The sequence below is a fragment of the Sinorhizobium chiapasense genome (genome assembly GCF_036488675.1).
GTDB classification, from domain to species: Bacteria; Pseudomonadota; Alphaproteobacteria; order Rhizobiales; family Rhizobiaceae; genus Sinorhizobium; species Sinorhizobium chiapasense.
The window spans coordinates 329,734-347,510 of the sequence record NZ_CP133151.1 but is presented as its reverse complement, the minus strand read 5'-3'; the positions used below and the strand labels follow the sequence as shown (position 1 = coordinate 347,510).

The following is a 17,777-nucleotide window of genomic DNA, read 5'->3' as shown; positions in this document are numbered from 1 at the left end:
CTGAAAGGGCAGGAAAACCGGAGCAAAATGTGCTCTGGTCGGGCCGATGACGCCGCCCGATCTCAATCTCCCGGATGACGTAGAAGCGCTGAAAGCCATGGTGCTTGCCATGGCCGAAAAGGCGGTGCGCGCCGACGCCCTGGAGAGCGAGGTCGCTGATCTCAAGGCGCGAAACGCCGATGCCGACGAGCGCATCGAGCGGCTGCCCCAGATCCTGAAGGCCTTCGATCGCGCCCGCTTCGGCCGGCGATCGGAAAAGCTCGGCTCTCCCACCACGGACGACGAGCAGCAGGCCTTTGTCTTCGAGGAGATCGAGACCGGCATCGCCGCGATCAGGGCACAGGTCAACAAGGGCCGCGAGCGTCCGGATGGCAAACGTCCGCCGCGGCCACGCAAGGGCTTCGCACCTCACCTGGAGCGGGTCGAAGTCGTCATCGAGCCGGAGGAGTTGCCGGAGCATGCCGGCAAGCGGAAGGTGCTGATCGGCGAGGACGTCTCGGAGCGGCTGGATGTCATGCCGGCGAAGTTCCGCGTCATCGTCACCCGCCGGCCGAAGTATGCCTTCAAAAATGAGGACGGCGTCATCCAGGCGCCGGCGCCGGCACACATCATCGAGAGCGGCATTCCGACGGAAGCGCTTCTGGCGCAGATCGCCGTCTCCAAATATGCCGATGGCCTGCCGCTCTACCGACAGGAGACGATCTATGCCCGCGACAAGGTCGAGCTCGACCGCAAGCTGATGGCGCAATGGATGGGCAAGCTCGGTTTCGAGCTGGAGATCCTCGCGGACTATCTCTTCGATGAGATCAAGAAGGGCGAGCGGATCTTCGCCGACGAGACCACCTTGCCGACGCTCGCTCCCGGCTCCGGATCGGCAAAGATGGCCTGGCTTTGGGCCTATGCCAGGGATGACCGACCATTTGGTGGCAGCGGTCCACCGATGGTGGCCTACCGCTTCGAGGACAGTCGAGCCGGCGAATGCGTCGCCCGTCATTTGAACGGCTATCGCGGCATCCTGCAAGTCGACGGCTATGCCGCCTATAACAAGCTGGTCCGCTCCGATGGCGGCAATGACGGCGTCACATTGGCTGGCTGCTGGTCACACAGCCGGCGCAAGTTCTATGAGCTGCATGTCGGCAAAAGTTCCGAGGTTGCAACGGCGACGGTCGAGCGGATGGCGAAGCTCTGGCAGGTTGAGGAGACCATCCGCGGCAAAAGCCCTGAGGCCCGTGTCGCGGCGCGTCAGGAGGCCTCCGCCGCGATCGTCACCGAGCTCTTCGCCCTCTGGCAGAAGACCCTGCCACGCGTCTCCGGCAAATCGAAGCTCGCCGAGGCGCTCCGCTATGCCATCTCGCGTCGCGCCATCTTCGAACGCTTCCTGACCGACGGCCGCATTGAGCTCGACTCCAACATCGTCGAACGAGCAATCCGGCCCCAGGCCATAACGCGCAAGAACTCGCTCTTTGCCGGCAGCGACGGCGGCGGAAGGACCTGGGCAACCATCGCGACGCTGCTGCAGACGGCCAAGCTGAACAACGTCGATCCGCTTGCCTGGCTCACTCAGAGCCTCGAGCGCATCGCCAATGGCTGGCCGAGTTCAGAAATCGACGCGCTCATGCCGTGGAACTACGCCGGCTGAACGGCCTCAGCTTGTCGCTTACAGAAGATCTTCGGCACCAAGAAGCGAAGCTAAAGCCTTTGACGCATGCGATGCCGAAACGGCTTGCCATGGCCTCATCAGATCCACCTCACCGCCATCGCTGTAACATGAAACGTGGCTCGAAGATCATTGCCGCAGCCGGATAGGCGGTAAATATGCCGAAGCCCGCAACGGCACATTGCCTCGATCCAGAGAAAAATGCAGCAAATTCAACTCTCAGTAGAGCAGAAAGCGGCGATCGCTTCCCCAGATACTCCCCGCCAGCCAATTACAGAAAGGACACCAATTGCGCCTCTCCGGCAAGATCAACGTTAAGCGATAGGAAGTAACGCTATCCTACACCTTCTGTCGTGTCTGTCCGGGTTTCGACACAGGTGTGTTTAGGTCATCTTGATTTGCCTGTGACTAAATAGCTGGAAGCAATCGCAAAGTTTTCTTTCGGCCTGGATCAGCAAATTGGCACGACTTTTGTTGGTATTATCGAAGCAAAAAAGAGACCTGTTTTCGCGAGCGCAAAGGCAGTGCAGGTCCGGTAGATGCAACTCTCATGGGCAAGTCCGGGAGGGGTCGTCTCGACGTATTGATTTGTCAGCAAGCGAGGAAACTTCATGAACGACCCTGTGAAAGAAAGGGATGCTTATACCGCCTATGGCGAAATATGGAGTGATGTATACGACGAATATGTAGAAGCGCTCGACAGGTCGATCGAGATCGAGCGGGCAGTCAGTTTTCTTGCGGCCCTTGCAAAGAACGGAAGCGCACTCGAGTTGGGCGTCGGAAACGGCCACTTCGCCTTGCCCCTTTCGGAGACAGGAGTTTCGGTTCACGGTCTCGATAACTCGGAAAGTATGCTTGCCTCGCTTCGCGCAAAGAAAGGTGGGCAGTCTGTCACAGCACACGTAGGTGACATGGCGGAGTTCGACCTGGGTACTCAATATGATCTCGTGTACTGTGTTGGTAACACCTTCTCGCATATGGTGACCGTCGAGCAACAGATCAGTTGCTTGAAATCAACTGCAAAGGCTCTCAAGCCGAACGGATGCTTTGTTGTTGATTTGAGCTATCCATATACCGCTGACTTCGTCGGAGAAGGCATCTGCCGTGACCAGCGAACGACAGTCATGCATGTCGATGAGCAGCGTGCGATGGTTCGCTTTGCCAGACACGACCGCAATCAGCAGCATTTTATTTCTCTGGACTTCTGGATTACACCGGCAGGAAGTCGGACGATGCCGCTTAAGATGCGATATGTCTATCCAACCGAACTCGACTTGCTCGCAAGGATCAGCGGACTTGAGCTTCTTGAGCGTCACGGAAACTGGCTGAGGCACCCGTTTGACAATAAATCTTCGCGATACATGTCGGTGTTCCGCAAAGCACCATGCGAGTGCCCTTAGGACTCCGGACCTTTAGTCGAGTTGGAACAATATCCTACGGGGAGTGGATAGGGGGGGTCCCCCGCATCGTGGCAGAGTGGGTTCGTCAAAATCTGGAGGCTCGTCATGCTTATGTCAGCAGATCAACCTGATGCCCATGCTTTCGGGCGAAATGAAAACTAACCCCTAACGAACTGATCCCCTCTTTTCAAACGAGGAGATGCATGACGAGCGATTTTTCGGCACATCCTGTATTGTCGCGAGCGATGTAGGGCGGGGAGATGCTTCAGGCTGATGAGGTGGTCGGCGAGGACCGCCCACGACCGGCGGCAACAGCGAGACCAAGGCGCCTGTCCAACGCTAAACAAAGCGCAATAGACGAGCGTAACAGGCCGAACATCGTGATCGCATTGGCGGGATTCACGAGATAGCGAAGCATCACCTTTCTCCTCGACCGAGCCGCTAACACGCGATATTGCGGGCAGTCAGGAACAGCGCTTCCGCGATGCGCAGATCATCCTCGTTATCGATCTCATACCACCTTACGTCGTCACATCTGGCCGCGGCGATCCGCAAGTCCTTTTTCTGCACCAGCCCGGAGAGTAGCTCTTCAGTATACGACATTACGGCGCCACTGCCGATGAGATCGTCGAGGTGTGGGACAATCGTCTCGCGGAGATCGTTGCCGGAAAAGCGGATCAGGTTCATCGTCCTAAAGAGCGGCGGCGACCCGTCAATCAGGTTTGTGGCCGTCTGCTTCATCCGCACTTCGGCGATATCGCCGTTCTCTGTTAGGACAACAGCAGAGCCTTCCATCGACCGGTCGAAGGGTGCGACCGCGGCGACATTTTCTGCTTCTACCGTCCCGAGATAGCGAAGTGCATCCAGCTCGAAAAAGACATCCCCTTCCAGGAGGTAGATGTCGCCGGTCAGCAGCGCATGGCGCGCCAACCAAAGGGAATAGGCACTGCCGGTCTTGTTGAAGACAGGGGATTCGACATAGCTAATTTCGAGATTACCGAAGTGGTTGCCGCAGGAGTACTGGATATCATTCTTGCGGTAGCCAACGACGATGGTGACTTCCTCGACGCCGACAGCTTCAAGGTTGCGCAGCGCGTTGTGGAGGATGGGGATACCGTTGACTTCGACGAGCGGCTTCGGCCGCAGGTCGGTCAAAGGCCGCAGGCGAGATCCGCAACCTGCGGCGAGTATGACTGCCGTCTTGGGAGCATTCGTCATCCTTGTAGTTCCCTTCTGTTGGCGCCGCTGCATGATCTTGTCATTCCCAGGCGTTCAGGACCTCGACGAGCCGGGTGAGGCCGATCTCCAGTTTTTTGGGCGGTACTCCGTAGGAGAGGCGAAGGCCAGCCGGGTCACCGAATGTCGTGCCCGAAACCGCGGCCACCCCCGCTCTCGTCAATAGAACGTGCACGATATCGTCGGCCGTCATGGGCTCATCATTGCCGAATCTCAGGCGCAGCAGACCGGAAACGTCGAGGTAGAAATAGAAGCCTCCAGTCGCCTTCGGCACGGGAATCCGCGTCAGGGTCGAAAGCGCGCTGAGACCCGTCTGCCGGGCTCCCGCGAGGTGCGACCGCAGGTGCCTCTCATAGCTGCCATCGCTGTTTAGAAGGTGTGCGAGCGCTGCGTGCTGCGCGATCACGTTCGGGTTCGAGGTTGTATGTGATTGCAGGGCCTTCACCGCGCTGATCACCTCTTTTGGTCCGGCGAGATAACCGATCCTCCAGCCCGTCAGTGCCAGCGACTTGCTAAAGGAGTTGACAATCAGGGTGCGCGAGCGAGCTTCCGGAAGGATCGAGACGATCGGACAATGGGCATCGTCAACGTGAATGAAATCGCCATAGCATTCATCGAAAATGATCCATAGGTCGCGTTCGATCGCAAGCTTCCCGATGCCAACCAACGTTTCGGAACCATACACGGCGCCGGTTGGATTATTCGGGGTGTTGACAACCACGGCGCGGGTTCGGTCGGTGATTGCGGCCGCGATATCCTCGACTCTCGGTACATAGCCATTGGCGCGCGTCTCCACGTGGACGGGCTTTCCGCCAGCGATCAGTACCTGCGCCGGAAAAGTCGTCCAGTACGGCGCGGGAATAATGACCTCGTCACCAGGATTGAGCAGGACCATGGCAGCGTTGAACAGCGCCTGTTTGGCGCCACACGTTACGGCGACCTCATCGGCGCGCCAGACCTGGCCGGTATGGCCGGAGATCTTCTGGGCGAGCGCCTCGCGAAGCTCTATCATTCCGATGGTGTCGGTGTAACGGTTGATGCCCCTGCGGATCGCATTGAGCGCACCGACCCGGATCGTCGGGGCAAGATCGCTCCAGATCTCGCCGGCAGTCAAATCGATGATCTCTTTTCCCGACCCGGCTGCCGCCTCGGCCGCAGCGCGCGCCGCAGCCGTCCCCGACGATTTGAACAAGGCTGTCCGCTCCGCAAGCATGAGAGCTTCCTCGAATTGATATCGGAGTCGCCGCGATTCTCTCAGCGGCGTGCTCCGTCATAAGTGCTTCGGCAGATAGCGATCTTCGGCCGCTGCCAATTCATCGTAACCCAAGAGGCGGAAGACCTCGTCGAGTGTGGCGACTTCCGGCTCAACTCCGGCAATGCTCTCCTCGGCGGCTATGCGAGCGCACGCCGCACGCATCCCGGCGACTGCAGCCCGCATCGCATGGTTGGCCCAGATCACCGTCGAGATGCCGGCATCTCGATAAGCCGAGACCGGCGTGCGGTAGTATTTCGTGGGCACGATCACGATCGGAAGCGTCTGCCACTCTTTCGCGAAAGCGAGAATCTCGTCCGCCTCGCTCTTACGTGAATGGATCAGGATCGCGTCGGCGCCAGCGTCAGCGTAGGCGTCTGCGCGGCGCAGCGCCTCGTCCAGACTGTAACCGGCGATCAACGCTTCGATGCGAGCGACCAGCAAGAGGTCGTCCCCCGTCGTGTCCTTGATTGCTTTGAGGCGCCCGGAAAACTCATCGATATCGACCAGCGGGTGGTGGTCTCCCACGAAACTGTTTCTCTTCGGAAAGACCTTGTCTTCCAGGCAGACGCCGGCGCCGCCATGCTGCAAGAGCTTCATCGCCAGTAGCCGGGCGTTGTTGAAATTGCCAAACCCAGACTCGCCATCGACGAGGATCGGTAGTCCGCTGGCGTCGGCCATGCGCTCCACCACGTCCACGACTTCAGTCCAACTCGCCTCGTTTGCGTCTCGATAGCCGAGCGCTGAGGAGATCGAAAGTCCGGAGGCCCAAAGTCCCTTGAAGCCGGCCTGAGCGGCGATTGCTGCCGAAAGCCCGTCATGGGCCTCCATGAGGAAAGACAGCTCGCTGGAGAAAATAAGCGCACGAAGGATCGTCGTCGGGTCCTCAACGGCGTCGATCGGCCTGGCTATAAAAGCTGCCCGATTCATTGTCATCCCTCCTTCATAAAAGCCGAGGCTGAATGCTTTTGTCGCGAAATGCAATAGACTAATCTGGTATATTTCAAATAATACTCTCGCGACGAATTCCATCATAGAATTAATAGTTGGGAGTCGTTGCAAACTAATAATAATACAACGGAATTATATTTAAAAATATATCGCATCGACAACGCGTCGTCTCTGACAATGATTGTCGTAATATTACGGTGTGCTAAACCGAGCCACAAAACATCTATTAATGGTTGTCGCCAGATATATGGGGCGTGTGACAGAACGAACTTTTCTGGCATGCAGTTTGGATATCGTTCAAAAAACGACAAAGGAGAGCGCAGAGATGTGGTTCTGTGAAAAGGCCGCCCAGTGTCATGGAATAGACCTATCAAAATTTCCCACCGAACCGGCGGCGCGTGGAAAGGCCGACGCAGCCTACGATGCATTGGTTCAATTGCTCTGCAGCCACGCCTTGGTGCCGGGACAGCATCTCAGCGACAGGGACCTGGCGTTGAAACTCAAGATTGGCCGAACTCCCCTCCGCGAAGCACTTATCCGACTTGCAGCTGAAGGAAAGATCGTATCCCTTCCCCAAAAGGGCTACTTCACGAGGCCCCTCATCGAGTGGGCTCTGTTGGACTCATATGCCGTGGCACGCGAAATTCTTACCTTCGCATTAGCGCGCGTACGGCCTCAGGCTACATGCCACCCCGCGCCCTGCGATCAATTGAGGCCGGCCGAAATCGCACTTAGAGCGGAAGCGATCTTCACCGAAATCGCCCAGGCGGCATCGAACTGCGAGATGTGCAAAATCATCGACAAGTTCTGTTTTTGCACTCACACCGTACGCATGGAAATAGCCGCATCTGAGCTTTCACCTTCTTTCGGGAGAAGCATCGCAACGCTAACGGACGCGATGCGCCAACTCGGCAGCGCAACGGGCGTGGTGGAATCCGCATTAATAAGCCACCTTGACTTGGAACTGGGTGCTCTGCCGCGTGTCGTGCAGGATATGAACACACGATGGCTTACAAGCTTCCCCCTTGTAGCGAGAAGCTTGTAAGTCAATTCCCCCGTTCCAAGGAGGGAAAGCAGGTCCAATGTACACGCCTACATCAGGAGGAACTCACCCCTTCCAATTAAGTTCATCGGGGCAATTTGCGGTGCTTCGGCTGAAGTGGGAAGCACTGCAACATCCAAGGTATGCCTAATCGTCCATTGGGCATTCGGCAGGAGCGTATCCTTAGGCGTTCCGCTTCAGGATCTCCGTCAATCGGGCGAGCTCCGCTGTCCGATGGAGCAAGTTGGGGCTCCTGCTGAATACACGACCCCCTTGCCGCTCCGCCCGTGGCGGAGCGGTTAGTCCAACACCCATTGTGTCGTAAGCCTTTGCCGCACGGCCGAGTTCAGTCGGTGTAATGCTACCTTTTTTGATGCGGCATTCGGCATAATCCAGCAGGCTTTGCGCGGGCTCACGCCTCGCTACCAAAGCAGCTTGAGGCCCGACATCAGCAAAATAGCAGCGAGGATCGCGCGCAACCAACGATCTGCCAGATATCGGCTTCCAACGAATGCGCCGATCGATCCGCCCACCGCCACGGAAAATAACCAAAATGGCAACGATGTTGGCAGGGCATTCCAATATGCATAGGCGCCTATCAAGGCGGCGGCAGAGTTGATCAGATTATAAGCTGCTGTTGTAGCTGCTGTTTGATGCGCGCTTCCCCAATTCATAACCAGCATCAATGGGGCAAGGAACACGCCGCCGCCCGTACCGGTTGTCCCCGCGAAGAAACCGACAATAGCTCCTGTCGCTAAAGCAGGCCAGAAGGGCGGCACGCTTGGTGAGGCGACAGTTGCACCTTTGCAAAGTGCAGACCGGACCATTTGGGCCGCAGAGAGCACGAGGATCACACCCACAATCGGATAGTAAAGTTCTTCCTGAAGATGAACGGCTCCGCCGACCAGGGAGAAAGGGAAGCCCAAAATGACAAAAGGATAGACATTCCGCCACGATAAGCGTCCAGACTTCATGAAATGGAACGTGCCGATCGCGGCGACCAAGAGGTTCAGGGCAAGGGCTGTAGTCTTCATGGCCGCCGGGGCGAAACCGACAAGTGCCATTGCGGCGATATAGCCCGACGCTCCAGCCTGCCCGACTGCCGCATATACCAATGCGATGACAAGGAAGGCTGCCGCGAGCCCGATCACTTCAGTATCCAACGGCTTGCCCACTTTCTCGGGTCACTTCCTTGATGCGTGCAGCGCGTGACCACTGCCGGATGCTCGACCGCGGAAATCACAATCCTCTGTGCGTTCAGACATCACCTCAACTGCCGAAAGTATTGCTGCATCATGACTTTCAGTCCCGCCCGAGGTGAAGGCGATATCATTAGTTGAACTCCACGCCTGTCAGCGCTTGCATCTGCCGGCGCGTCTTTCTCCACCGCGGCCCTAACCGAGGAGCAAAAAACATGCCTGGACGAAGGATTCCGAATTGATCGACTGCGGTTTGGGAGAGCCCGGCGGTTACGGCGGCGATGGTATTCAGGGTGAACCTTGGCGCTTGGAACGCCTCAAGGACTGGCAATTTCCCGGACGGGGCGATAAGCCGATTGATGTGCAGATACTCCATGCCGCCTGCCGTTCGGCGACCAAGGCGACCGCATTGACCAAGCGGATCAGCGTGCACATGCTGCGGCACAGCCTTGCCGCCCATCTGCTCGCCAAGTGGTGCAGTTATGATTTTCTCTGAATGTGATCAAGGCTCGATTAGGGTTGGGTCTGCAGCCGACGCAATGTACAGAGCTTCATCAAGCTGAACAACACTGCGCCTGCTCCTGGATGGCCCACGGTCAAGGGAGCGGAAAGGGAAAGCGCTGCGCTTGGGGGGCGCAGCGCAATTCCGCATGGGTTTTCTGAATCAACAGAACATGAAATCCGACGCGGTCAGGCCCAGGCCGGCCAATTGGAGCAAACTTTGCACGTTGCCCAGGTGCGCGAAGTCGTCCACGTGGTTTTCGGAGGTAACATAACCCAGATCCGCCGTCATGGTCCTATTATCGAAATAGGCAATGATATCGCCTGCAGCCTCGCCGGAGATATCCCTGGCTGCGGCCGAGCCGTCGGCGAAACTGTGATCAGTGATCACTACGACGTGCTCGCCGTTCGCGCCATTGGCGGGGCCGCTGTAGAAGGTATCCACCTGATTGCCAGGCCCGGCGTGATTAACGAAATTAGCTTCAAGACCATCGCTGCCAAGGCCTACCGCATCGAAGGCGAAAGTATCTTGCGCTGGGTCAAAATCCACAATGGTGGTGTGGTCCTCCGCGTTCGGCCCGTAGTTTTGATCAAACCCGGGAAGCGGGTTGTGGAACTGGAACACAAAGGTGTCGTGGCCGGCACCTCCGGTCAAAGAGTCCCTGCCGTCGCCCGCGAAGAGGGCGTCGTCGCCGGGGCCGCCGTAGAGCTTGTCGTTGTCCGCGCCGAGGATGGCCGGAGCAGGGATGCGCGGGTTGCCGCGGCCAAGGTCGCCGTAGAGGTAGTCGTTGCCCTCGTCGCCAAAGACGTGGTCATTGCCCACGCCACCGAAGACTCGGTCATTGCCCTCGCCGGCCGAGATGGAGTCGCTGCCGGCGCGACCGTCGATCCAGTCATTTCCCGTGGGATCGACTATCACATCATCACCATTGCTGCCAAAGAGACTGTTGCTGCCCTGGCCGCCCTGAATTGTCTTTTCCATCGCGAGTCCTCTTTATGAAACAGCCCCACGACGCCACTGGACTCATTCATATGCCGTATCGGGCAATTGGAGTAATTGATTGTTTGGATAGCACACATCGACATAGCGGATGCATCCACGTGCGCTTCGCCGCAAATTGGAACCTACATGACCAGTGATCTGAACTTGATCTGAAGCCTCCCGCGTGGAGGTAGTCATCCAGATAGTGCTCAAGTGTTTGATGGCAGGGCATTTCATCCGGCTTACACCGGCTCACGTTTAGGCGAGTGTTTGAGTTTGGATTGGATCGCGGCGTTTGCATGCGTTCCCCGGCGCGTGTCGATCCGCCAGCCTCCGTGTGTCCCAAGCAGAACAAGTATGTCGCAAACCGGACCAAAACAGTTGCCGAAGAGACATAGGCGCCGGTGTGGACAAGTGGTTCCGGGTCAACGGCACGCAACTTGCTTCGATAATTTTGCAGGGCGGATGTCTGCAGTGCCTCAAGGAGCTAACGGGTGATTGATCAGCATCTGACTTTCAACGCGCGTAAGCTGATGGCGGTCCTTCATGGACCAGGGGCCGACCAGGATACTGTGCTGCTCAAATTAGCGACGATCTCATCCGCGCTGGTGCGTGGGTCGGCGCATCGTGCAGCGGAATCTCGAGGCGCCTGTGACGGGCCGCACCAGTAATTAACATCGAGGATCGCCGGGTGATTTCAATCGAGCGCATAAGTGCATGACCTTGAGGGGAAACCAAGTCGTGAGCAAGCCGATTCCAGATCATGTCCCGCCGGAAATGGTAAGGGATTTCAGTTTGTTCACGTCGCCCGGCATGGGGCCCACGCCAGACGGGGATCCTCACGCAGCTGTCGCCTGCGCCCATGACGCGCCGTCCATCTTTTATTCTCCCAACAACACTCGCGACGGCCGGGGTACCTGGGTCATTACGCGTGCCAAGGACCAGCGCAGGGTACTGCACGACACCGCAACATTTTCCAGCCATCGCAGCATCTTCGCCTCCGCGCTCGGCGAAAACTGGCCGATGATACCGCTGGAACTCGACCCACCAGCCCACGGTGTCTTTCGTTCGCTGCTCAACCCGTTGTTGGAGCCCAAGCGGGTGATGGTTCTGGAACCGGCCATCCGTGAGCGCGCGATCGTGTTGATCGACGGGATCTCCGCGGCGAGCACAAACTGCGACGTTATGAAGGATTTCGCTTTTCCCTTTGCGGTCAGTATTTTCCTTCACTTTCTTGGCCTGCCGGATGAGCGGCTCGACACATTCGTCGGCTGGGGGAAGGATCTGCTCCACGGCGAGGGCGTCAAGCGAACGGCAGCCGCCCGGACGATTGTGGCGTTCATCGATGACCTTGCGGCCGTGCGCCGCAAGGAACCGACCGACGATTTCATGACCTTCGTCGTGGAGGCTAAGGTCGATGGTCGCCCGCTGACCGATGAGGAAGTCCGTGGCATTGGCGTACTTGTGTTCGTCGCCGGCCTCGACACGGTCGCAACGGCAATAGGATTTGACCTGGCCTATCTCGCTCGCAATCCGAAAGACCAGCAATTGCTGCGGAGAGAACCGGATCGAATTGGGCTCGCGGCCGAAGAATTGCTGCGCGCCTATTCCACCGTGCAAATGATCCGCGTGGCAAAGAAAGACATCGAGTTCGAAGGCGCGCCGATCCGTAAGGGGGACTACATTTCCTGTGCCACGATGATCGCCAATCGCGATCCGGCAGAGTTCGAGAACCCGAACACGATCGATTTGGCACGGGAAGACAACCGCCACACCGCCTTCGCCTATGGTCCCCATCGTTGTCTTGGCTCGCACCTCGCCCGGCGGGAGATCGTCATCGGCCTGGAGGAGTGGCTGTCCCGCATCCCTGACTTCCGTATCAAGGAAGACACGGCGCCCATCACCTATGGTGGCCATGTGTTCGGAATCGAGAATCTGATTCTGGACTGGTCCTGAATATAGGCGAGGGAGCAAAGACATGGAGGTACCGCATGCGCATCATCGTCCACAATGACAAATGCCAGGGGCATGCTCGCTGCTGGGCGCATGCGCCGGACGTCTTCAAACTGGATGACGAGGGCTACATCCTAGCCGGTGACATCGAGGTCGCGGAGCGGGACGAACTACTCGCGACGCGAGGCGCTCGATCCTGCCCCGAACGTGCGCTCGAAATCGATCGCGCATTCGATGCGTTGCTTGATCGGTTTTTGTTCAATCAAGCCTGTGGAGGGTTTAACACCTAAATGGAGTTTCGCCGGCACAGGACGGCGCGTGGCCTCTATCCAGACACCGCGTGCGGGAAGCCACTCAACGCTGTCAACGCCTCCGGCACTGAGGTGCTTCACATCGGTGCGCAGCGGCAGGCCGTTTTTGGCTGGAGTGCGGCTGTGCCTTAGTCCGAAATCGTTGCTGCGTATACGGATACGCAAAAGCGCCATTTCAATCTCAGAACCTGCTACCAAGCCATGGACCACAAAAAAATCGTCGAATTGCTTGACCGGGAGGCGATCCGCGACTGCCTCTATCGATACTGCCGGGGGATAGACCGCGCGGATGAGGCGGCGCTGCGCAGCTCCTACTGGCCGGATGCCTATGACAACCACGGGGCCTATGCCGGCTCGGCCGAAGGCTTCATTGAGTTCGCGCTCGGTGTCTTCAAAACCGAACCGCGCAACATCCATCAGATCACGAACGTTCTGATCGAGTTCATAGGCCCGGGAGAGGCCGCCGTCGAGAGCTACTTCACCGCGCTGCAACGCGGACCGGACGGCGGCAGGACGATCCGGCAGGTTCTGCTTTGCGGTCGATACTGTGACCTGTTTCAAAAGAGGGAAGGGGAGTGGCGAATTGCCGAGCGCACGGTCGTCTACGATTGGCTCGAGGAGCAGAGCCCGCAGACGGCCTCGGAAATAGAGCGGTTCGGTCTCCGCCGGCCGATCGGAGTATCGCATCCGGACGATCCGGTCTACGCGCTTAGGAAACGCCGCATCCCTCCAAGAGCGAGAAAGTGAGGCAATCGCTGCTGGGCTGCAACGCGCGACGTCGATCCGGGGCGGAGCTGGTCGTCACCACCACGGGCTGCTGTACCGCGACGCGGTCCTTACCCTGAAATCGCTAACGTTGATCAGGAGAACTTATCTCAATGAAGCAAGCAGAGCGCGTCGTCATCATTACAGGCGCTGCAGGCGGGATCGGCCGTGCCCTGGTCAATGCTTTTGCGGCGGACGGAGGCACTGTGGTCGCCGTAGACCTCCCAGGCAGCGGCATCCTTGAATTTGCCCGCGGTCTCGGCCACCCGCATCTCGGACTTGAGTTCGATGTCTCGCGAGAGGTGGATATTGTTGCGCTCTATAACCATGTCGACGCACAGTTCGCGCGCATCGACGTGGTCGTCAATAACGCGGCTATCGGGCCTAGCATGGATGCGACCGTCGACACCAGTGTCGACGCTTTCCGACGCGTCTTGGCAGTAAACCTGATCGCGCCTTACGTTATGACGCGGGAGGCGGCGCGGCGGATGGAGCCTGGCGCTGTCATCGTCAACGTAGCCTCGCTGGCGGGCGTAGTAGGCAATCCCAAACGCAACGCCTACGCCGCCTCCAAAGCGGGCCTGATCTCGATCACGAAATCTTTGGCATGCGAGTTGGCGCCGCGCGGCATCCGCGTGACCGCAGTAGCGCCGGGCTATGTGCGCACGCCGATGGTCGAGCAACTGGAGCGTGCCGGCGCGGCGGATCTCGCCGCTGTTCGCCGCCGCGTGCCGATGGGGCGGATGGCGCGCGCCGACGAGATCGCCCGGACGGTGCGGTTTCTGGCTAGCCGGCACGCGGGTTACATCAACGGTTCGGTGCTGACTATTGACGGTGGTTGGATGTCCTTCAACCAGCCGGGTAATGCGAACCTGTCAGCGGATGGGACGCCAACAGCCGAACTCTTTCGTCCGGTCGGGCACGTCGGTGCGCGAGTCGTGCTTGTCACAGGCGGGGCGAACGGTATAGGCGCCGCCGTCGCTCGCCGTTTTGCCGCAAACGGCGATACTGTCGTTATTGTTGATAAAGATGGTGCTGCAGCAGCAACGCTCGCGGGCTCTCTCGGTGGCAAGCATATGGCGAAATCCGTGGACGTTGCCGTCGAGAGTGACGTGGTGGCGCTGTTCGAGGAGCTGCGAGTGCGCTTTGCCAGGCTAGACGTCCTCGTCAACGCCACTGTTGTGGTCGACAGTTTTGTCCCACGCCTCCAACAAACAACAGATGAGATCAAACACGTCCTGGATGTCAATCTCACCGGCGCCTTCATCTGCGCGCGTGAAGCTATCAAGACGATGCGCCCCGGCGGCGTGATTCTGAATGTCGGCACGGCCCACACCTTTCTGCCCTTCGCGCCGCGCCACGCCTATGAAGCATCCCAAGCCGGGATCGAAATCCTGACGAGGTGCATGGCGGCCGAACTCGGGCCCGTTGGCATTCGAACAGCCGCCGTCATGTCCGGCTACACCAGCACGCCGGCCGTCGCTCAGTCCGCAAACGTCGGCAGCATCGCGCCGAAAGGGTTTCGGCCGAGTATTCCCGTGGCCGGGATAGGAAATCCGGGAGACGTAGCTGACGCAACATTCTTCCTGGCTTCGCCTGACGCCTCATACGTCAACGGTTCGACCCTTTGCGTGAACGGCGGCCGCTCTTCTTCTGGCGATGCTGGATTTGCAGGCGACCTCGATCCGGAACAGCCAATGGAGGCCGCCAAATGGTTGTGGACTATGCCCTAGGCGACCGCGGCGGCCCGTCGAAACAATCCCAGGCATAGGGAACTCGCGACCGCGAATGGCAGGCGAATTGCCGAAAAACCGTTGGCCGCAAACATCGCCCGTTGCGGCCACGACATTCGCGAACCTCTCGAGCAGCCCGATGGACAACCTCTCCGCAACCCGAAGGAATTGCCATGGAATTCGCGACATTCATCCTTGCCGCCCAGCGCGGCTATCATCAATCGTCCGACACAGTCATCCGCAACTCAATCGAACAGGCAGTGCTTTCCGAGCAGGCTGGCTTCAACACCGCATGGTTTGCCGAGCACCATTTCAACAACTACAGTCTGGTGCCGTCGCCCTTGATGATGGTTGCGCATTGTGCAGGCCTGACGACCACAATTCGCCTGGGCACCGCCGTCTGCGTGCTGCCGCTCTATCAACCGCAGCGCCTGCTTTCCGAGGTCGGCTTCACCGATATCGTTTCGAACGGTCGCCTTGAGCTCGGCGTCGGCTCTGGATACCAGAAGTTCGAGTTCGAGCGCTTTGGCGTCGATGTCGACGAGGCGCCGGCCGTCTTTTCGGAATACCTTGACATCCTCCTCAAGGGGCTAAACCAGGAGATCTTCGAGCACGACGGCCAGTATGAGACGATACCTCCCACCGCGATTTCAGTGCGCTCCATCCAGAAGCCGACCCCGCCGATCTGGATTGCGGCCGGGTCGGAGCGCAGGATGAGAAGGGCCTATCGCGAGGGCCACAATCTGTTCGTCACAGCATTTCACGACGGCTTGGATGCTTTAGGCGCGCGGCGCGAAAGCATCGAGAGCGCGGCGGCCTCCGAGAGTAAGAATGTCACGAATGCCAAGATATCGCTGCTACGCTGCTGCTTTGCCAGCGACCACGAGGCGGAGATCAACAGCTATCTCGACAACGCCCGCTTCCAGCGACGGTTATCTGAAGCGTTGCATCAGCGCCGCCAGCAGAGCCGGGACGGCTATCTGCTTGAGGAAACCCCGACGCAACAGGACCTGTCGTTCGAGAGTATGCGCGATAACCTGCCGATCGGCAGTGTGAATCGGGTGATCGACCGGCTGCTGGAAGAAATTAGTGTGTTGAAACCGTCTCAGATCGCCATTCAGACCCAGTTGGGCGATTTCGACCAGAAGACGATGCTCCGGCAAATCGAGCTTTGGGGAGACAAGATCATCCCCGCGGTCAACTCGGTCACGCGCAACGGCCCGGCCGAGGCTCTATCCGGCCATGCTCGACGTGAGGTAGCGATACGGCCGGCGTAGGCGCGGGTTCAAGCAATGTCTCTCAGACCGTGCTGTGTGCTCTTTGGACATGGGCGGCTTGTCGGGACCCGCTGCAAGGCAGGATCGGAAGCGAACCGCGATACAAAACAGTCATCCGACCGCGTCGGCTGACCCCTACGAAAGTCTGCCGGCGTCCGCCTTGATTTCGAACCAATTGTATTACTAATTAAGAAAACTGGTGGTTTGGGATGGCATACATCCACGCTATGGATAGATGAAGATATGCGGTTCAAGGGCCTTGATCTAAATCTGCTCGTCGCGCTCGACGCTCTAATGGCCGAGCGGAACCTCACGGCGGCGGCACGCAGCATCAACCTGAGCCAGCCAGCGATGAGCGCGGCCGTCGCCCGGTTACGCACCTATTTCCGCGATGAGCTATTTACAATGGCTGGCCGCGAATTTATTCCAACACCGCGTGCTGAAGGGCTCGCCTCCGCGGTGCGCGAGGCTCTGCTGCACATCCAGCTCTCGATTGTTTCCCGGCAACCGTTTAACCCGGCCCAGTCGGATCGTTGCTTCAGGATCATCCTTTCCGATTACGTCACCCTCGTGTTCTTTGAAAAGATCGTGGAGCGTGCGGCGCAAGAAGCTCCCGGAGTCAGCTTTGATTGTCTGCCACTCGCCGACGACTTCGAGGAGCTTCTCCGGCGCGGCGACATCGATTTTCTGATTATGCCGGACGTGTTCATGTCGACGCATCCTCACACAGCACTGTTTGAGGATAAATTCGTGTGCGTCGGCTGCCGGACGAACGAGCAACTGTCAGAGCCACTTACATTCGAGAGATACATGTCGATGGGGCATGTTGCAGTCAAATTCGGGAATATGCGGAGACCCACCATCGAAGGGTGGTATTTGCGCGAGCACGGTCTCAAGAGACGTGTCGAGGTTGTCGTACAGGGTTTCAGCATGATTCCGCCCATGCTGGTGGGGACCGAGCGTATAGGGACCGTGCCCTTGCGGCTGGCGCAGCATTTCGCAAAGACAATGCCGCTGCGGATCGTCGAACTTCCGCTGCCACTTCCCCCACTCACCGAGGCCGTTCAGTGGCCGGCCCTTCACGATAGCGATCCGGCAAGCCTCTGGATGCGCGAGATGCTATTCCAGGAGGCGTCCCGTATGGGTTTGCCGCGTGCCCCGGAACCCCTGGAGGCTCCTGGATTTGATCTCGTCGTTCAATAGCTCTCGCGCGGATGAGGCGCTGCTCGCAAAAAGTGCGCTTCGTCATCGCCAGCCTTCCATGAAGCTAGTATTGCTCTCCCCTTTTTGAAATCCCTCGACATTGCATCCTCGGCGCGGGCCGGAGGATACTCTTGCCGAAGCGTGCGGCCAGCGCGCTTCGGTTAAGCTGTTGTCGCGATAGAATCAGACGCGGGTCCAACGTGCGGGCCTGTCGTCGTCCGCGTGCGCCATCCCTCACTCGGCGCTTGCGGAATGCACTTTTTAGCACTCTCCACCGAAGAGTGCTAAAAAGTTGGTCGCCTCCTCTTGAATTCG

Annotated in this window: 15 protein-coding genes; 10 read left to right on the top strand and 5 right to left on the bottom strand. The window is 58.6% G+C overall.

Going from position 1 to position 17,777, the window contains the following annotated elements:
• The first annotated feature begins 46 nt into the window (after positions 1-46).
• Entirely contained in the window at positions 47-1,639 is a 1,593-nt protein-coding gene (tnpC, locus tag RB548_RS24300; protein WP_331375525.1) for an IS66 family transposase, read from the top strand.
• A gap of 629 nt (positions 1,640-2,268) precedes the next feature.
• Positions 2,269-3,057, top strand: a complete 789-nt coding sequence (locus tag RB548_RS24295; protein ID WP_180942020.1) for a class I SAM-dependent methyltransferase — start codon at positions 2,269-2,271, stop codon at positions 3,055-3,057.
• Positions 3,058-3,498: 441 nt separating this feature from the next.
• On the opposite strand, the gene RB548_RS24290 is transcribed toward RB548_RS24295, so the two are convergent.
• Genes RB548_RS24290 through aepX form a run of 3 tightly spaced genes read right to left on the bottom strand, consistent with a single transcriptional unit; the run spans position 3,499 to position 6,481 of the window.
• Positions 3,499-4,275 (bottom strand): phosphocholine cytidylyltransferase family protein, encoded by a 777-nt coding sequence (locus RB548_RS24290; protein WP_331375524.1) that lies wholly within the window; start codon positions 4,273-4,275, stop codon positions 3,499-3,501.
• A gap of 40 nt (positions 4,276-4,315) precedes the next feature.
• Positions 4,316-5,506: an aminotransferase class I/II-fold pyridoxal phosphate-dependent enzyme gene (locus RB548_RS24285; RefSeq protein WP_331375523.1), complete on the bottom strand. Its 1,191-nt coding sequence runs from the start codon at positions 5,504-5,506 to the stop codon at positions 4,316-4,318.
• A 57-nt stretch (positions 5,507-5,563) separates the two neighbouring features.
• Entirely contained in the window at positions 5,564-6,481 is a 918-nt protein-coding gene (aepX, locus tag RB548_RS24280; RefSeq protein WP_408642449.1) for a phosphoenolpyruvate mutase, read from the bottom strand.
• Positions 6,482-6,821: 340 nt separating this feature from the next.
• Between aepX and RB548_RS24275 the strand changes: the two genes are divergently transcribed.
• Positions 6,822-7,541, top strand: a complete 720-nt coding sequence (locus RB548_RS24275; protein ID WP_331375521.1) for a GntR family transcriptional regulator — start codon at positions 6,822-6,824, stop codon at positions 7,539-7,541.
• A gap of 419 nt (positions 7,542-7,960) precedes the next feature.
• Here the strand turns inward: RB548_RS24275 and RB548_RS24270 are convergent, their stop codons facing one another.
• Positions 7,961-8,713 (bottom strand): sulfite exporter TauE/SafE family protein, encoded by a 753-nt coding sequence (locus RB548_RS24270; protein ID WP_408642448.1) that lies wholly within the window; start codon positions 8,711-8,713, stop codon positions 7,961-7,963.
• A gap of 262 nt (positions 8,714-8,975) precedes the next feature.
• Between RB548_RS24270 and RB548_RS24265 the strand changes: the two genes are divergently transcribed.
• Entirely contained in the window at positions 8,976-9,233 is a 258-nt protein-coding gene (locus RB548_RS24265; RefSeq protein WP_331375520.1) for a tyrosine-type recombinase/integrase, read from the top strand.
• A 168-nt stretch (positions 9,234-9,401) separates the two neighbouring features.
• On the opposite strand, the gene RB548_RS24260 is transcribed toward RB548_RS24265, so the two are convergent.
• Complete coding sequence (locus RB548_RS24260) at positions 9,402-10,220, bottom strand: calcium-binding protein (RefSeq protein WP_331375518.1); 819 nt, start codon at positions 10,218-10,220, stop codon at positions 9,402-9,404.
• 777 nt (positions 10,221-10,997) lie between these two features.
• Between RB548_RS24260 and RB548_RS24255 the strand changes: the two genes are divergently transcribed.
• The 6 genes from RB548_RS24255 to nodD2 all read left to right on the top strand — a co-directional run bounded on the left by RB548_RS24255 (position 10,998) and on the right by nodD2 (position 17,462).
• Complete coding sequence (locus RB548_RS24255) at positions 10,998-12,176, top strand: cytochrome P450 (RefSeq protein WP_331375763.1); 1,179 nt, start codon at positions 10,998-11,000, stop codon at positions 12,174-12,176.
• A gap of 35 nt (positions 12,177-12,211) precedes the next feature.
• Positions 12,212-12,463, top strand: coding sequence for a ferredoxin (locus RB548_RS24250; RefSeq protein ID WP_331375517.1), 252 nt, complete (start codon positions 12,212-12,214; stop codon positions 12,461-12,463).
• Between the two features lie 222 nt (positions 12,464-12,685).
• Entirely contained in the window at positions 12,686-13,231 is a 546-nt protein-coding gene (locus tag RB548_RS24245) for a nuclear transport factor 2 family protein (RefSeq protein ID WP_331375516.1), read from the top strand.
• A gap of 131 nt (positions 13,232-13,362) precedes the next feature.
• Positions 13,363-14,982 carry an SDR family oxidoreductase gene (locus tag RB548_RS24240; protein ID WP_331375515.1) on the top strand — a complete coding sequence of 540 codons (1,620 nt, stop codon included), beginning with the start codon at positions 13,363-13,365 and terminating at the stop codon, positions 14,980-14,982.
• Positions 14,983-15,155: 173 nt separating this feature from the next.
• Positions 15,156-16,259 carry an LLM class flavin-dependent oxidoreductase gene (locus RB548_RS24235; RefSeq protein ID WP_331375514.1) on the top strand — a complete coding sequence of 368 codons (1,104 nt, stop codon included), beginning with the start codon at positions 15,156-15,158 and terminating at the stop codon, positions 16,257-16,259.
• A gap of 243 nt (positions 16,260-16,502) precedes the next feature.
• Positions 16,503-17,462 carry a transcriptional regulator NodD2 gene (gene nodD2 / locus RB548_RS24230; protein ID WP_331375513.1) on the top strand — a complete coding sequence of 320 codons (960 nt, stop codon included), beginning with the start codon at positions 16,503-16,505 and terminating at the stop codon, positions 17,460-17,462.
• Positions 17,463-17,777 lie beyond the last annotated feature (315 nt).

Coding starts and splice junctions, on each gene's coding strand:
- tnpC (WP_331375525.1), top strand. CDS start 47: ATGACGCCGCCCGATCTCAATCTCCCGGATGACGTAGAAGCGCTGAAA.
- RB548_RS24295 (WP_180942020.1), top strand. CDS start 2,269: ATGAACGACCCTGTGAAAGAAAGGGATGCTTATACCGCCTATGGCGAA.
- RB548_RS24290 (WP_331375524.1), bottom strand. CDS start 4,275: ATGACGAATGCTCCCAAGACGGCAGTCATACTCGCCGCAGGTTGCGGA.
- RB548_RS24285 (WP_331375523.1), bottom strand. CDS start 5,506: ATGCTTGCGGAGCGGACAGCCTTGTTCAAATCGTCGGGGACGGCTGCG.
- aepX (WP_408642449.1), bottom strand. CDS start 6,481: ATGACAATGAATCGGGCAGCTTTTATAGCCAGGCCGATCGACGCCGTT.
- RB548_RS24275 (WP_331375521.1), top strand. CDS start 6,822: ATGTGGTTCTGTGAAAAGGCCGCCCAGTGTCATGGAATAGACCTATCA.
- RB548_RS24260 (WP_331375518.1), bottom strand. CDS start 10,220: ATGGAAAAGACAATTCAGGGCGGCCAGGGCAGCAACAGTCTCTTTGGC.
- RB548_RS24255 (WP_331375763.1), top strand. CDS start 10,998: ATGGTAAGGGATTTCAGTTTGTTCACGTCGCCCGGCATGGGGCCCACG.
- RB548_RS24250 (WP_331375517.1), top strand. CDS start 12,212: ATGCGCATCATCGTCCACAATGACAAATGCCAGGGGCATGCTCGCTGC.
- RB548_RS24245 (WP_331375516.1), top strand. CDS start 12,686: ATGGACCACAAAAAAATCGTCGAATTGCTTGACCGGGAGGCGATCCGC.
- RB548_RS24240 (WP_331375515.1), top strand. CDS start 13,363: ATGAAGCAAGCAGAGCGCGTCGTCATCATTACAGGCGCTGCAGGCGGG.
- RB548_RS24235 (WP_331375514.1), top strand. CDS start 15,156: ATGGAATTCGCGACATTCATCCTTGCCGCCCAGCGCGGCTATCATCAA.
- nodD2 (WP_331375513.1), top strand. CDS start 16,503: ATGCGGTTCAAGGGCCTTGATCTAAATCTGCTCGTCGCGCTCGACGCT.